Origin of the sequence: Moraxella catarrhalis, assembly GCF_001632285.1 — a bacterium.
Taxonomy (GTDB): domain Bacteria; phylum Pseudomonadota; class Gammaproteobacteria; order Pseudomonadales; family Moraxellaceae; genus Moraxella; species Moraxella catarrhalis.
Window position 1 is genome coordinate 205,007 of sequence record NZ_LWAH01000013.1, and the last position, 16,020, is coordinate 221,026.

Genomic DNA, 16,020 nt, shown 5'->3' on the forward strand with positions numbered 1-16,020 from the left:
TTTTTATAAAAAAGTATAATTTTTACTGGCTTTTCTCAAAATTTTATGGCAAATTGCAATTATCTAAGACAATATGTTTCATGTCATTGGTAAAATATGGCATTTTTGTATCTCTTAGGTAAATGGATTGGCTATCTATTAACCAACATCCTAGATTGTGATGGATTGATAGCATAATTGTGGTCTAATCTCCCAATGGTAAAATGCTTGGGATAAATAAAGGAATATGCTTATGAAAAGCATGATTGATACCCTAAATGGGATTATTTGGAGCCCTGCACTGATTTACCTGTGCTTGGCAGCTGGGCTATTTTATTCTATCTTGACTCGCTTTGTGCAACTGCGTCATTTTAAAGAAATGATCCGCCTGCTTTTTTCTGGCAATCAATCACCTGAAGGCATCAGCTCATTTCAAGCGCTGACCGTCTCTTTATCTGGCCGAGTTGGCATGGGTAATATTGCAGGTGTTGCCGCTGCGATTGGTTTTGGTGGCCCTGGGGCTGTATTTTGGATGTGGGTGGTTGCCTTTTTGGGTGCTGCTACTGCATATACCGAATCTACCTTAGCTCAGATTTATAAAGAAAACGACCGTGGTCAGTACCGTGGTGGTCCTGCTTACTACTTTGAAAAGTTCTTTGGTGGTGGGTTTGGTAAATTTTATGGTATTTTAGTCGCCATTTCATTCATCATCTCTTGTGGATTATTCTTACCAGGCGTTCAGTCAAATGGTGTTGTTAAAGCCATCACGGGCATCACAGGTGAAGGCACTATGGTAAATACTGCATTTGGTGCGGTTGGTACAAATACCCTGGTGGTAACCTTGGTCATGGTTCTTATTTTAGGCTTAATCATTTTTGGTGGTATTAAGCGTATCGCTCGTGTGGCTGAATTTGTTGTGCCTTTAATGGCATTGGGCTATATTTTGATGGCCGTGCTGATTGTTTTATTTAATATCAACCAACTGCCTAATATCATCAGTCTAATCGTTGGTGATGCCTTTACAGCACAAGCAGGCTTGGGGGCTGCGATTGGCTGGGGTGTGAAACGAGGTGTGTATTCCAACGAAGCAGGTCAAGGTACGGGACCGCACCATGCTGGTGCAGCAGAGGTAGAACACCCTGCACAACAAGGCATGGTACAAGCTTTTTCGGTCTATGTTGATACCCTATTTGTTTGTTCAGCGACTGCCTTTATGATTTTAATGACTGGCATGTACAACATTCAAGGCACACTGCCAGAAGGTCAGTTCTTGGTTCAAAATGTTGATGCAGCCACCATCATCAGCGGACCTGCATTTACACAGATGGCTGTTTCTAGCATTTTTGGTAGTTTTGGTAATACCTTTGTGGCGGTTGCGGTATTTTTCTTCTCATTTACCACCATTATGGCTTATTATTATATTGCTGAAGTTAATGTGGCATATTTGACACGCTCAATTAAAACAACAGGGGCTTTATTTTTCATCAAACTGGTGCTTATCTTTGCGGTTGCTTATGGGGCAATCAATAACTCAGGTTATATTTGGAATATGGGTGATGTTGGTGTCGGTTTAACCGCATGGCTTAATATTGTCGGTATTTTGGCGATCTTCTTTATGGCTAAGCCTGCTATTTTGGCACTCAAAGACTATGAAGCTCAACAAAAAGCTGGCGTAACTAAGTTTACTTTTGACCCCATCAAACTGGGTATCAAAAATGCCACTTTCTGGGAAGAACGCAATAAAAAAGAACAAAACTAATTTTCATCTACCAAACAAAAGTCCCATGATAGCGATATCATGGGACTTTTTTATGATTTTGGTTATTGTTTGATCAATGCCCGATGACTTTTATTGTATTACCATGCAATGGATTTAATTAAGTTTTAATGAATTAGCTTTAAGTTTTAAGCAAAATTTGACCCACCCATTGGTAGGTCAAATTCATTGCACCAAACTCGTCTAAACTCATTAAAACAGACCCATCGCCTTGGGTGAATAGCTTACCAATAGATTTTTGGTAAGCTGATAATGCTCAAGCATCATCTTATGGTTTTCACGCCCAATGCCTGATTTTTTATAGCCACCGAAAGCTGCGTGTGCTGGATAAATATGATAGCAATTTGTCCATACTCGACCCGCTTGAATCGCTCGACCCGCTCGATAAGCCGTTGAGCCATCTCGTGTCCACACACCAGCACCCAGACCATACATGGTATCATTAGCAATTTTTATCGCTTCATCAAAATCTTTAAAGGTCGTCACTGCCAACACAGGGCCAAAAATTTCATCTCGGAAAATTTCCATGCTGTTTTCGCCCTTGAAGACAGTTGGTTCAATATAATAGCCACCATCGACATCATGTCGTACCTCACCGCCTGTCAGCATTTTAGCACCTTCAGACTTACCCTTATCAATATAGCCCAAAATCTTATCTTGTTGCTCTTGGGAAGCCTGTGCCCCAACCATCGTCTCGGTATCAAGCGGATGTCCTGTTTTGATTTTCTTAACACGCTCGACCGCTTTTTTCAAAAATTCTTCAGCGATACTTTCATGAACCAAAGCGCGTGACGGGCAAGTACATACCTCACCTTGATTTAAAGCAAACATGGTAAAGCCTTCCAATGCTTTATCCAAGAATTCATCATCTTTATCCATGACATCAGCAAAAAAGACATTGGGTGATTTGCCGCCAAGCTCAAGTGTTACAGGAATGATATTTTCTGTGGCATACTCCATGATCTTTTGACCCACTTCGGTAGACCCTGTAAAGGCAACTTTACCAATGCGTGGATTGGTTGCCAGCGGTTCTCCCACATCAGGCCCATAGCCATTCACCACATTTAAAATACCTGCAGGCAACAAGTCTTCAATCAATTCAATCAAGACCAAAATACTCACTGGCGTTTGTTCGGCGGGTTTTAATACAATACAATTACCAGCGGCTAAAGCAGGTGCGATTTTCCATGCCGCCATTAAAATTGGAAAATTCCATGGAATGATTTGCCCAACCACGCCAATTGGTTCATGATAATGATAAGCGACGGTATCTTCATCAATCTGTGAAATGCTGCCCTCTTGGGCACGGATACATCCTGCAAAATATCTAAAATGATCAATCGCCAATGGAATATCTGCCGCCAATGTCTCACGAATTGGCTTACCATTTTCCCAAGTTTCTGCCACTGCTAATAATTCTAAATTTTCCTCCAAGCGATTGGCAATTTTTAAAAGCAAGTTGGATCGTTCGCTCGGCGTGGATTTATTCCATGTTTGTTTAGCCTCATCTGCTGCATCCAATGCCAGCTCAACATCTTTTTTGTTGGACTTAGCGACTTTTGCAAAGACTTTACCATCAACAGGTGAAATATCCTCAAAATACTCACCATCTACGGGTGCAACCCACTTGCCCCCAATAAAATTTTCGTATTTTTCTTTGAATGAAACTTTACTGTCTTTGGTATTTGGATTGGCATAACGCATAAAAACAACTCCTTTGTTATCGTGACTAAGATTTCATTTAACTGTATCAATCAGTCAGTGTTAATAGTCAAACAAGACCCATACTAAGGTGATTGGGTGAACAAATCATCACTTAGTCACTCCATCATGCCTGAATTTTAGGCAAGAAGCAAGTAGATTTTAAGATTAATCAGCCAATACGCCCGATTAATCAACGCTGTCATTTTAAGGTTGTAATAACCAAAAAGCCCAACGAATTGAGCTTTTTTGGTTAAAATAGATGATAATCAATCACTTAAGGCGTTAACGCTTGCTTGAGTGTTTCAGGTTTTGTTTCACCCAATAAAACACGCTCAAGCTTACCTTGATGATAAATCAGTAAAGCAGGCGGCCCAAATAATTGATAACGCGATAAAATCGCACGGCTATCATCAGTTGTTTCTGTAATATCAAGCTTCACCACCTGATAATCATTCATCACAGCTGGGCGGTCAGTAAATAAAGTACGCTCCATAATACGGCATTCAATACACCAATCTGCCGTTACATCAACAAGCACTTTATCGTGGGTGACAAGAACGCTATCAAGTTCTGCGAGTGTTTTGGCATGAATATCTTGGTAAGCTGACAAACTTTGGCTTTGGGCGTGCCACGGACGCCAAGCATCATTAGCACCGATGGTTATGCCATAGGCTAAAATAGCCGCCCAAATCATAGGTATGATAGCCAATAACTTAAATAGTGGCTGATGGCGACCAACTGACAAGTACAACCAAGCAGCAACCGCAATAAACCAAAGCATCCACAGACCAAGCATCCAAGTATTTAAAATCACACGCTCAATCAATAATAACGAAACCCCAAACAGTAAAAATCCGCCTAATGTACGAATATGCTGCATCCATGCACCTGATTTTGGCATCCACTTACCTTGGGCGGTACCTAATAAAACCAAAGGTGCCGATATCCCCATTCCTAATGCAAATAAAGCGGCAAACCCAAAAAAGACATTTCCACTTGCAGCAACAACGGTCAACGCACCCGCCATCGGAGCAGAAACACAAGGTGACACCACCAAAGCAGATAATAAACCTGATAAGTAGCTACCACCCATGGTGCCTAGTCGATTGTCTGCTGCTTGAGACTTTAAGGATAACTGATTGGAAATGGCACTTGGTAGGCGAATATTAATCCAACCCAACATAAATATAGCAAAAATTGCGAATAAAAGTGCGGCACCTATCAAGACCTCAGCACGCTGCAACCAAGTTGCAATGCCAAGTGCTTGACCAAACCAAGCAATCAACGCCCCAAGCAATCCATAAGCACTAGCAACGCCCATGCCATAAGCCAAAGATAACGCAAAACCTCGTTTGGCATCAGATTTGGCATGTTGTCTGGCAACAATATTAGCGACAATAGGAATCATCGGATAAACACAAGGCGTAAAAGCAAGCAGTATGCCCGCCAAAAACAATAGCCCAATCGTTAAAATTGGTGATATGCGTTCATCACTGATTGTGGGCAGCGTATGATCAAGCGCAAATCGGTTTTTTTGTACCGCATTTATCTGTACATCTTGATTGGTATCAGCCTCACTATTGTCATCGACAGGTGGCGTTTGTGTTTGGGCCAAGGATTGCTCATCAGGTTTAACAAAATCTTGAATAACTGCCTCATCTTGAGTGATGGCAGATGCTGCTGTTTGAGACGAGGCATCCTGATTGTGAGGGGCTATTTGAGTGGTGGCGCTATCATGTTTGGTCGCAGTTTGGCTGGCAGATGCAACTTGCCCATCATGAGCATTTAGGCTGATTTGAACGGTCGTCGTTTCAGGTGGATAACAAAGCCCAGCTTTTGCACAGCCCTGCCAACGAATCTGAACAGGCTGTTTTTGAATACCAGTTTGGCTTGATAGCTTAATTTTTGCTGTGACATTTTCTTCAAATACAGGCGTAATACCAAAATTGGGATCATCAATCATGGTAGGTGTTTTATCAAATTTCCACGACCCTGAACTCACTCCTTCAGGCAGTGTCAATGATAAGCGTTCTTGATACACATAATGCTTCGGTGTAACAACAAAATTCACTACAAGTTCATCACCCACTTGAGATGATGAAACCTTAAACGCTTCATGAACAGGCAAAAACTTTGGCTGGCTGGTATCCCCAAATAGCGATGCCAAACCATTGGCAGACGCTGGTAAGGTTACGCCAACTGATACCGCACTGACAATGGATGCGCCCAAAGCCATAGAATAAATCCAATTTTTTAGTACTGACATATGACACCTAAAATAACGAAAGTTGAAGATGATTTATTAAGGTTGGTTTGATCAAATTGAGCAAATTATAGCATGCTTATCTTGCTTAATTTTTGCTAACCTGCCATCAAATCCAAAATTATGCCAATTTAGTTTATCTTTGACTGATGATGTTAATGTTATTTTTGGTCGTCGTCTGGATGATTAAAACCATCTCGGCGACTGTCTTCAAATTCAACCCAAACTGCACTGACAACGGCGAGAAGCACCGCAAAACCCAGTCCTAAAATCCAAGCAAAATACCACATAACCTACCTTTTTTATATCATATGAAATCTAATAGTTCAATGATGGCTAAATACATCAATTGCCTTTATGGTCATACAGCTTAATATAGCGTTTTTTCATTTTCTTTAATATAGGCTTTAGTAACCTTACCACGCATCACCGCATAAGCCCAACTGGTATAAGTCAATACCAAAGGCAATAAAATAACAACAACAAAAAGCATGACAAGCAAAGTAAAATGGCTTGAGGTTGCATCCCAAACTGTCAAGCTTGAGCGTGGGTCGGTAGAAGATGGCATATAAAATGGAAATAATGCTGCCCCTGTGGTCGCAATGATGCCCAAAACTGCTAAGCTTGAGGCAATAAAAGCCAGCAAAGTGCGTTCTATTTTTAATAAGATAATCACCATCACTGGCATCAAAACCCCCAAAGCGGGTAATAGCCACAGCCAAGGATAATCATAAAAATTGGTCAACCAAGCACCTGATTGGATTTGAACTTGTTTTGATAAAGGATCAATAACCGCACCGCCATCAATATCACCAACTAATAAATAGCCATCTAGTGATTGCACCCAAAAGCCTGCTATGGCAAATAACAATGAGGTAGCCAATGCTGCAACATTGGTTGCTGTTTTTGCATAAGATTGGATGCTTTCGGTAGTTCGGTGTGCCAAATATACACCACCTTGCATCGTCAGCATTGCCACACTCACCACGCCACACAAAAGTGCAAAAGGTGTTAAAAGTTCAATAAACGACCCTGAATAAGTTGATACTAAATTTTGGTCAAAATGAAATGGTGAACCAAGCAATAAGTTTCCAAAAGTGACGCCAAAAATTAAGGCGGGTACTGCAGAACCAATAAACAATAGCCAATCCCAAGTATGACGCCAACGATCATTTTTTATCATACTGCGATATTTAAAACCCACAGGGCGAAAAAATAATGCCCACAATGCAGCGATCAACGCCCAGTAATAGCCACTAAATGCTGTCGCATAAACCAAAGGCAGTGCTGCAAAAATTGCACCCCCTGCAGTCACAAACCAAACCTGATTACCCTCCCAATGAGGTGCCACCGTATTAATAATAATGCGACGCTCGATATCACTACGACCGACAAACGGTAGCAGTGTACAAACGCCAATATCATGCCCATCCATGATGGCAAAACCAATGAGTAGTATACCCACAATCAGCCACCAAACCAGCTTTAATAGCTGATAATCAAATAAGTCATATAACATGATTACACCCCCTGTTCATCAGATGGGCAAATCAAATGTACTTGGGTCTTTTCACCATCATATCTACCCGTACCAAGACTGGCAGGACCAAGGCGTACATACCTGACCATCAAAAATACTTCAACAATCCCCAGTATTGTATAAAAAAGTACAAACCCAGCCAAAGATAATATCACATGCCCAGCATCAATGTTTGAAACAGATAAATGCGTGGGTAAAATGCCATATACCGTCCATGGCTGACGACCATATTCTGCGACAAACCACCCTGCTTCTATGGCAATCCAAGGTGCAGGAATCATAATCATGGCAAATTTAAGCAGCCAAGGTTTATGGATAAAGCTGCCTTTTAGACTAAAAAATAAACACAGCCCATACAAGATAAGCATTAATACGCCCATACCCACCATCAGGCGAAATGACCAAAACATTGGGGTTACCCTTGGTATGCTATCATCAACCGCTTTTGAAAGCATCTGTGGCGTAATCTTAGCCATATCATCTGTATATTTTTTTAACAGTAGCCCAAAACCCAGATCTTTTTTATGTTCTTCAAAAATATCAATCAGTGCTTGCGGATTTTTTATACCATTTAGCTTATTTTGACGCATCAAATCAAGCGCACTAACAGCAGTCACACCATTGATGATACGGTCAGCATTGAGTTTTTTAATATCTTGAATACCCAAAATCTCAGTATCTATTGACCGAGTTCCAATCACGCCCATGACATAAGGGATATGCAAAGACCAGTTATTTTTTTGTTCTGCTTCATTGATATCTGCAATGAGATTAAAGCCTGCTGGTGCTGGCTCTGTTTCCCACATTGCCTCCATGGTTGCAAGTTTGGTTTGTTGAGCTTGCCCAATTGAGTAGCCAGATTCATCACCCAAAACAATGGCGCTGCATATTGCCGCAAAACCAAATGCAGCGGCGACATGAAAGCTTCTTTTTGCAAGAGCAACATCACGCCCTTTGAGCAAATACCATGCTGAAATACCAAGAACAAATGACGCACCCGTCACATAGCCTGCTGATACGGTATGTACAAATTTATTTTGGGCATCAGGGTTTAAGAAAATTTCAGCAAAACTGACCATCTCCATGCGCATGGTGTCATAATTAAATTCAGCACCGACAGGGTTTTGCATCCAACCATTTGCCACCAAAATCCACAATGCCGATAAGCTGGTACCCAAAGCCATCAATAAGGTGGTTGTAAAATGTTGTAACCGTGACATTTTATCCCAGCCAAAGAAAAATAGCCCAACCATGGTAGATTCAAGAAAAAATGCCATCAACCCTTCAATAGCCAGTGGCGCACCAAATACATCGCCCACATAATGTGAGTAATATGCCCAGTTGGTACCAAATTGAAATTCCATTGTGATGCCTGTGGTAACCCCAAGCACAAAGTTAATTCCAAATAATTTGCCCCAAAAACGAGTCATATCTTTCCAGATTTGTTTACCTGTGATTAAATAAACAGCCTCCATGATGACCAAAAGCCAAGTCATCCCAAGTGTTAATGGCACAAATAAAAAATGAAATAATGCTGTTGTTGCAAACTGTAGGCGTGATATATCAACCAAATGCTCGGTAATCATACCAAAGTCCCCTAAATATAATAAAAGCTGTCATTCTCCCAAAAAACAGCTTTATATTTTGATGACATCAATCAACATAGCCCATCCATGGGCGTTATCAGTGTGAAACTTGAATTATTATAGCCAATATTCCCAATAAATACCATGTATAACTAAACGCTAAGCCATTTTTAAAAACAAACAATCAAATAAAAACACACCAAATCAGCGACTTGGTGTGTTTGTTAGATTCATACAGAATCAATGATGAGATGGTACTTTGTCCATATCAATATCAGGGTGTTTGCTAAGATGTAGTGCAGAGATGATCAAACCACCCCAAATTGCCACCATGGCAATTATCATCACCGTCAACGCTAAAGTTCCCATTATAAAAACTCCTTATTATTTTTCATGAGATGAATGGCCGTTGATTCGTGGTAATATCAGTGCCAAAATTGCACAGATAATAATCACTCCCCAGCCAAAGATGAGCTGTACATTAGCTGGATAACCGCCATAACCTTCGGTTAATAAGGATTTAAGCGTCAAGCCCAAAGTAACAATCAAAGCAATCGGCGTTACAATCGTCAGCATGAATGACCAAATCGCACCCACTTTCACACTTGAGATGGCATTGATATGATTAATCAATCCACGCAGTTTATTGCGATTAAACCAAGTTACCCAAATGATAGATAAAATCGCACCAAAAACAATACCAATATTATTCACAAAATTATCAATCACATCCACAAATGTAATGGCATTTTGAGAGCCAAATAATGCAATCGAAATGATGGCTGAACCTAAACCTATCACAGTAACTGATTGATTTTTTGACCAGCCAAATTTATCCTGAACGGCTGAAATGGGCACTTGTAGGATTGACACCATTGAAGTTACGCCAGCAATAAATAAAGAACCAAAAAATAAAATACCTACCAAGTTGCCAGCATCGCCCATGGTTGAGATGATTTTTGGAAATGCGATGAAAGCCAAACCAATACCACCTGAAACCACTTCAGAAACTGGTACGCCTGATGCCTGCGCCATAAATCCCAAAACAGAGAAAATGCCAATACCTGCCAAAAGCTCAAACGATGAGTTGGCAAAACCAACCACCAAACCAGACCCCGTTAGATTGGCATTGCGTTTTAGATAAGATGCGTAAGTCACCATGATACCAAAACCAATTGACATCGAGAAAAACACATGCCCATAAGCAGCCAACCAAACCTTAGGGTCTGCCATTTTTTCCCAATTAGGCGCAAAAAAGGTATCCAAACCTACCGTTGCGCCTGGTAGCGTTACCGCACGAGCAACCAATACGCCAAACATCACTATTAATAAAGGAATGAAAATTTTATTTGATAGCTCAACACCCTTTTTGATACCACCATATAAAATCAATAATACCATCACCCAAACAACCACCAAACCAATCAATAGCTGAGATGAATAAGCCATGGTTAATTCACTGGCATTTTGTAGATAGGTATTAAAGAAAAACCCTTCGGTATCCTCACCCCATTGCTGACCCACTGCAAATAGCGTGTAGTTACCAGCCCAGCTTAGAACAGACGCATAATAAATACCGATAATGGTACAAACTGCTACTTGCCACCAGCCAATACCTTCCGCTGATTTGATAAAGCGGCGGTAAGCTGTCGGCGGCGCACCTTTATATTTTTGACCCATAACATAGTCTAAAAACAACAAAGGAAATCCTGCTGTTGCCAAAGCAATCAAATAGGGTAAAAAAAATGCACCGCCACCATTTTCATAAGAAACATAGGGAAAACGCCAAATATTCCCCAAACCAACAGCCGATCCGATGGCTGCCAAAATAAAGCCAGAGCGTGCTGACCAACTTTCTCGTTGCGCCGACATATAAGCTCTCCTTAAAATTTATCTCCGCTTTTGATGAGTTGTCATCATCGATTGCAAATGATTTTTCTAATTTTATAACAGTGATTCCATAAAATCCGAACGCATAAAGCTCATCAATCCAAATCACCACACCTTTTTTATTGTTGTGTTTTATTCCTATCAATTAAGATAAGCCGATGGTATCAAACCATCTTTGAATCAAAAACCACGACCATAGTTTGTATGAACTTAATAAAAAAGTCAAACAAATCTGATAATCAATATTAAAAAAACCTGCAACAAGTCGTTACAGGTTTGACACATACAGTCAATGATTTAAATAAATTAACATCATCTAAATCGTTAATAAAAAAATCAATAAATATTCGTCTTTTTTTGATTTATCGAACCAAACCACGCTTACTGTTGTTGATTGAATCAATGAGTAATTGAATTTTTGGTTCTTTTTCAACCAGTTTTGTCAGTTCATCTAACGCTTCATCACGCAATAACCCTGAACGAAATACCAACCGATACGCTTCATCAAGTGCTTTAATGGTATCTTTCGACCACCCTTTTCGACGCATACCCTCTTTATTTAGACCATGTGCTTTGGCAGGATTACCAGATGCCATAACATACGCCGCAACATCTTTGACAATCAAGCTTGCACCACCTACCATACTATAATCATCGATACGACAAAACTGATGCACACCAGACTGACCGCCAATAATCACATGATTACCAATATGTGCATGGCCAGCAACGCCCACATTATTCGCCAAAACATTGTCATCACCCACAACGCAATCATGAGCGATATGCACATTAACCATCAGCAGATTTTGATTACCGATGCGTGTGATACCACGATCTTGAACCGTACCTCGGTGAATGGTACAAGCTTCACGAATGCGATTATGGTCGCCAATTTCAAGGTAAGTCGGCTCGCCTGCGTATTTTAGATCTTGTGGGTTTTCGCCAATACTTGCAAATTGATAAATATCATTATGCACACCAATTTTGGTGTTTTCGCCAATGATAACATGACTGCGTAATACCGTATGTGCGCCAATTTGGCTATTTTTACCAACGATACAATAAGGACCGATGATCGCCGAATCCGCTATCATCGCAGATTTATCAATAATCGCTGTGGGGTGAATCGTCATGGTTACCTCTTAAAATTTATCTCAAATGATTGTAAAATTTTAATCATTTGACGCCATCCACCTTTTGGCGAGCAATCATAATTTCAGCACTGCAAGTTAATTGACCATCAACATGGGCGGTACACTCAAATTTATAAATATCTCGTTTATTCATCAAAACCTTTGAGCGAATAACCAGCTGATCGCCTGAGGTAACGACTTTTTTAAAACGAACTTTATCCACACCTGCAAACAAGTACAGATAACCATCATCAGCGGTCTGCCCTGCACTGATGAAACCTAAAATACCCGATAGCTGTGCCATTGCTTCAACTTGTAGTACGCCTGGCATGATTGGATTATCTGGAAAATGACCGTTAAATAACTCTTCATTAATACTGATATTTTTATATCCTGTGATCCACTCATTGGGTTTACAAGCGGTCACTCGGTCAATCAGCATGAATGGATAGCGATGCGGCAAATAATGCTTAATTTGGTTATAGTGTAGTGGTAATGTGACACCACGATCACTTAATGCTTGAATATCAGCAGCCTCTAATAAATCAAAATCAATGTTTGAAACAGACATAAATTTCCTTATGAATAAACGGATAAAAGATTATTTTTTATTTACTCATACCCAATTCAATCAATCAACAAAATGAACACACCCAGCTTAGTAACCAATCAAACTTTGGGTTATTTTTCGCCCATTTGACGAAATCTTGCTGCTGCACGCCGCCACTTTAAAGAAGGCATAGCAACAGTACCAGAAGAGTAACTTCCTGATTTTTGGATATTTGCAATGACCATACTCATACTGGTAATGGTAACATCATCAGTGATTGTCAAATGCCCGCTGATACCCACCGCACCACCAATCAGGCAATTTTTACCGATTTTGGTGCTGCCTGCAATACCACAGTTGGCGGCAATGGCTGTACCACAACCAATGTGAACATTATGAGCAATTTGTACCAAATTATCAATAATCACATCATCACTAATGACAGTATCATCCACCGCACCACGATCAATACAGGTATGGCTACCAATACGCACATGATTACCAATAATTACTCGCCCCAGTTGTGCAATACGCTGCCACTGTCGTCCATCTTTCGTTGCCACAGGAGCAAAACCAAACCCTTCTGATCCAATGTTTGCATGGCTATGAATGCGTGTTTGCTCGCCAATGATACAATCATGATGAATAACGGTAGCAGCATCAATTTGACTGCCTGCACCGATTTGGGTACGCTCACCGATAATCACACCTGCACCCACCACAACGCCATCAGCCAAAACCACTTTTTCACCAATGACGGCGTTTGCACCAATACTAACTTGATTACCAATAACAGCTGAATCTGCAACGATTGCCGTGCGGTGAATGCCTGTCACGCATGAAGGGGTGAATAATGTACTAACGCATGCATAGGCCAAATAAGCATCTTTGACCAATACATACAAACACTTAGGGTTAATCGTCCGTGCTTCATTGATGAATTGTTCAGATAATAACACAACCCCTGCGTTTGTTTGATTGAGTTCATCCAAATATTTTGCTTTTGCCAAAAAAGCAACTTGATGCTTGGTGGCTGCCGATAAATTTGCCACGCCTGTTATCTTAATACTGCCATCAATATCATCTTTATTAAGCACGCTCTGATATTTTTCGATGGCAGTCATCATTTCATGAAGACTTGGCATTAAAAGACACTACCAATCTGGAACTGTACCGTATCGGTCTGATCATTTTGTTTTTTATTCAATGGCTTGGCATAGCTAATAGATAAAGGACCAATGGGCGTATACCAAGTTGCACCAACACCAGCACTATAACGCAACTGTTTATCTTGGGTTAGTAGCGGGCGATTGGCTGCTTTTGCATTTTGTTCAGCTGTTGCTTGTGGGTCTTTAAATTGGGTTAAATCAATGGTTTGTTTATCCATACCTGTTGTATCAAAAACCTGACCGCCCTCAATGAATATCACTGGACGCACCTGATCTATCCAATCACCTTTAAATGGCAAAGGTAAAATCAGCTCACTGCCGAAAGTTGCCAAAGCATTACCACCAACAACCTCTCCTAGTGTGGTTTGTTGACCACGACGAGCTGTCAAATAGGCTTGTGAGCGTGGACCCAAAGAGGATTGATCATAGCCACGAACCGAACCATAGCCGCCTGCATAGAAATTTTCATAAAATGGTAAATTATTGCCATAGCCTAACTTGGCGTATCCACGCAAGACTGATTTTTTGATAAATGGGCGATAGATATTGCCTTGATAAACCACTTTTTGATGAGTTTTATCACCAAAACCAACCGTCAAATCTACAGAATGACTCATGCCTTGGGTTGGAAATACAGGGCGATCTAGACTTGAATAATTCCACCCCAAAATGGCATTGTAGGTTGTGTAATCATGCTTAAAATCAGGAATGCCATTATTATCCACTTGAATTTTGCCACCATCTGCCATCAGCTGCTTGACATTACTAATGCCCATAAAACGACCGCCATGAAGCTTGGTATTGTCAGCATTCAGACCAAAGCTTATGCGTTGATTTTCATCAATTGGATATCCATAGCTTAATGAGCCACCATAAGAATCAAGTACATAATTACTAATGTTCTTGTTATCATACTTGGTTTTACGATAGTAGCCACTCAAGCTTTGCGAGACGCCATTTACGGTAAAGTATGGGTTGGTCATACCCAAACTATACACCTCACGGGTCTCAGAGCGAGAAAACGAAGCATTGACGTGCTTACCTGTACCCATAAAGTTATTTTGAGAAACATCAAATTGAAAAGTTACACCACCACTTTGAGAGTAGCCTGCTGCGATGGTTGATGATCCTGAAGGTTGTTCTTCAACCACAAAATTTACATCAACCTGATCAGGTGAGTTGGGTACTGGACGAGTATCAACGGTAACATGTTTAAAAAACCCAGTCCGCATCAAGCGTGCACGAGACAGCTGGATTTTTTGATTAGATGCCAACGCACCTTCAAGTTGTCGCATCTCACGACGGAGTACTTCATCTTGGGTCTTAAAGTTACCTGTAAAATTAATACGGCGTACATAGACAGGGCGTACAGGGTCAATATAATATTCCACATCAACCGTACGACTTTCATCATTAATGCGTGTTACAGGACGGATTTGAGCATAATAATAGCCATCGTCACCAAATTTGGTACTGATATTATTTGTTGTTTGCTCAAGCATGGCTTGTGAAAACCCTTCTTCTGCTTTGAATTTAAGCAGTGCCTCAAGTTCTGCTTGAGTATAAGTTAAATTACCCAAAAACTGTGTCTGTCCAAAGCGATATTGCTCACCTTCATGCAATGAAATCTCAACAAAGATACGGTTTTTATCTTCATTAATATTAAGCTTAGCATCTTTAATCTCAAAACGCACAAACCCTGCATTGAGATATTTAGCACGCAAATTCTCTAAACTGGTCACCAGCTTTTCTTGAGTATAACGGTCAGCTTTAGACAGTGGATTGATTTTATTATCCTTAATCGCAAGCACATCAATCAAATCTGCATCGCTAAAATGCTGATTGCCAATGATATTAATATCAACCACCCGTGCAGGTTTACCTTCAGCAAAGGTCATATCAAGCTTAACACGATTACCATCAAGCATCGTCTGTTTGACAGTAATTTCGGTATTATAATAGCCTTGTGATATATATTGATTGGTAAGCTCGGTTTCAATCATCTGTACTGTGGCTTGTTTTAGTGGTTGACCCACAGCTAAGCCAGCATTTTTTAGCCCTTCTTGTAGACCTTCTTTTGGAATTAAGCGATTGCCCTCAAAATTAATCTCAGCGATTAACGGCCTTTCGGTTACCTGATAGATGATACGCCCTTCTTGATGATAGACTTGCACATCTGAAAAATTGCCTGTTGCATAAAGTGCTTTGACACCATCAGCCAACTGTGCTTCGCTCACCACTTGACCCAAGCGAAACGGCAGCACGCTTTGCAAGCTTTCAATGGTCACTCGCTGTAGTCCTGTGATGGCAATGTCATTTGCCATAAAATCCGCCGCTTGTGCATGAGTTGACATTACCATCATGACAGCCATTGTCATTGCACTGACCTGAAAACCTTTAAAATATGAATTACGCATAAGTCTATC

The 16,020-nt window shown here is 40.6% G+C and carries 12 protein-coding genes; 1 reads left to right on the forward strand and 11 read right to left on the reverse strand.

All coding sequences use genetic code 11. The features are described from left to right. Positions 1 to 232: 232 nt before the first annotated feature. On the forward strand, positions 233 to 1,738 hold the full coding sequence (locus A4U55_RS04110) for an alanine/glycine:cation symporter family protein (RefSeq protein WP_003660688.1): 1,506 nt from the start codon (positions 233 to 235) through the stop codon (positions 1,736 to 1,738). A gap of 210 nt (positions 1,739 to 1,948) precedes the next feature. Here the strand turns inward: A4U55_RS04110 and exaC are convergent, their stop codons facing one another. The 11 genes from exaC to bamA all read right to left on the reverse strand — a co-directional run bounded on the left by exaC (position 1,949) and on the right by bamA (position 16,011). Continuing rightward, positions 1,949 to 3,460 carry an acetaldehyde dehydrogenase ExaC gene (gene exaC, locus A4U55_RS04115; RefSeq protein ID WP_063454047.1) on the reverse strand — a complete coding sequence of 504 codons (1,512 nt, stop codon included), beginning with the start codon at positions 3,458 to 3,460 and terminating at the stop codon, positions 1,949 to 1,951. Positions 3,461 to 3,734: 274 nt separating this feature from the next. Continuing rightward, positions 3,735 to 5,696 carry a protein-disulfide reductase DsbD gene (dsbD, locus tag A4U55_RS04120; RefSeq protein ID WP_063454048.1) on the reverse strand — a complete coding sequence of 654 codons (1,962 nt, stop codon included), beginning with the start codon at positions 5,694 to 5,696 and terminating at the stop codon, positions 3,735 to 3,737. A 188-nt stretch (positions 5,697 to 5,884) separates the two neighbouring features. Further along, positions 5,885 to 6,013: a cytochrome bd-I oxidase subunit CydX gene (gene cydX, locus A4U55_RS04125; protein WP_003659228.1), complete on the reverse strand. Its 129-nt coding sequence runs from the start codon at positions 6,011 to 6,013 to the stop codon at positions 5,885 to 5,887. Positions 6,014 to 6,093: 80 nt separating this feature from the next. After that, entirely contained in the window at positions 6,094 to 7,242 is a 1,149-nt protein-coding gene (gene cydB, locus A4U55_RS04130) for a cytochrome d ubiquinol oxidase subunit II (RefSeq protein ID WP_003659227.1), read from the reverse strand. Positions 7,243 to 7,244: 2 nt separating this feature from the next. Beyond that, the gene (locus A4U55_RS04135) at positions 7,245 to 8,849 is read right to left on the reverse strand and encodes a cytochrome ubiquinol oxidase subunit I (RefSeq protein ID WP_063454049.1); all 1,605 of its coding nucleotides are present in this window, start codon (positions 8,847 to 8,849) and stop codon (positions 7,245 to 7,247) included. A 240-nt stretch (positions 8,850 to 9,089) separates the two neighbouring features. Continuing rightward, positions 9,090 to 9,218, reverse strand: coding sequence for a methionine/alanine import family NSS transporter small subunit (locus A4U55_RS08810; RefSeq protein WP_003659225.1), 129 nt, complete (start codon positions 9,216 to 9,218; stop codon positions 9,090 to 9,092). Positions 9,219 to 9,233: 15 nt separating this feature from the next. Further along, entirely contained in the window at positions 9,234 to 10,721 is a 1,488-nt protein-coding gene (locus tag A4U55_RS04140; RefSeq protein WP_003659224.1) for a sodium-dependent transporter, read from the reverse strand. 380 nt (positions 10,722 to 11,101) lie between these two features. Continuing rightward, complete coding sequence (gene lpxA, locus A4U55_RS04145) at positions 11,102 to 11,875, reverse strand: acyl-ACP--UDP-N-acetylglucosamine O-acyltransferase (protein WP_003663265.1); 774 nt, start codon at positions 11,873 to 11,875, stop codon at positions 11,102 to 11,104. A gap of 43 nt (positions 11,876 to 11,918) precedes the next feature. Then, positions 11,919 to 12,446, reverse strand: a complete 528-nt coding sequence (gene fabZ / locus A4U55_RS04150; RefSeq protein ID WP_003659222.1) for a 3-hydroxyacyl-ACP dehydratase FabZ — start codon at positions 12,444 to 12,446, stop codon at positions 11,919 to 11,921. Between the two features lie 110 nt (positions 12,447 to 12,556). Continuing rightward, positions 12,557 to 13,570, reverse strand: coding sequence for a UDP-3-O-(3-hydroxymyristoyl)glucosamine N-acyltransferase (lpxD, locus tag A4U55_RS04155; protein ID WP_003660699.1), 1,014 nt, complete (start codon positions 13,568 to 13,570; stop codon positions 12,557 to 12,559). Beyond that, a complete protein-coding gene (gene bamA / locus A4U55_RS04160) occupies positions 13,570 to 16,011 on the reverse strand; it encodes an outer membrane protein assembly factor BamA (RefSeq protein WP_003660701.1) in 2,442 nt (813 codons plus the stop codon). Before bamA ends, lpxD begins: the two co-directional genes overlap by 1 nt. Positions 16,012 to 16,020 lie beyond the last annotated feature (9 nt).

Coding starts and splice junctions, on each gene's coding strand:
- A4U55_RS04110 (WP_003660688.1), top strand. CDS start 233: ATGAAAAGCATGATTGATACCCTAAATGGGATTATTTGGAGCCCTGCA.
- exaC (WP_063454047.1), bottom strand. CDS start 3,460: ATGCGTTATGCCAATCCAAATACCAAAGACAGTAAAGTTTCATTCAAA.
- dsbD (WP_063454048.1), bottom strand. CDS start 5,696: ATGGCTTTGGGCGCATCCATTGTCAGTGCGGTATCAGTTGGCGTAACC.
- cydX (WP_003659228.1), bottom strand. CDS start 6,013: ATGTGGTATTTTGCTTGGATTTTAGGACTGGGTTTTGCGGTGCTTCTC.
- cydB (WP_003659227.1), bottom strand. CDS start 7,242: ATGTTATATGACTTATTTGATTATCAGCTATTAAAGCTGGTTTGGTGG.
- A4U55_RS04135 (WP_063454049.1), bottom strand. CDS start 8,849: ATGATTACCGAGCATTTGGTTGATATATCACGCCTACAGTTTGCAACA.
- A4U55_RS08810 (WP_003659225.1), bottom strand. CDS start 9,218: ATGGGAACTTTAGCGTTGACGGTGATGATAATTGCCATGGTGGCAATT.
- A4U55_RS04140 (WP_003659224.1), bottom strand. CDS start 10,721: ATGTCGGCGCAACGAGAAAGTTGGTCAGCACGCTCTGGCTTTATTTTG.
- lpxA (WP_003663265.1), bottom strand. CDS start 11,875: ATGACGATTCACCCCACAGCGATTATTGATAAATCTGCGATGATAGCG.
- fabZ (WP_003659222.1), bottom strand. CDS start 12,446: ATGTCTGTTTCAAACATTGATTTTGATTTATTAGAGGCTGCTGATATT.
- lpxD (WP_003660699.1), bottom strand. CDS start 13,570: ATGCCAAGTCTTCATGAAATGATGACTGCCATCGAAAAATATCAGAGC.
- bamA (WP_003660701.1), bottom strand. CDS start 16,011: ATGCGTAATTCATATTTTAAAGGTTTTCAGGTCAGTGCAATGACAATG.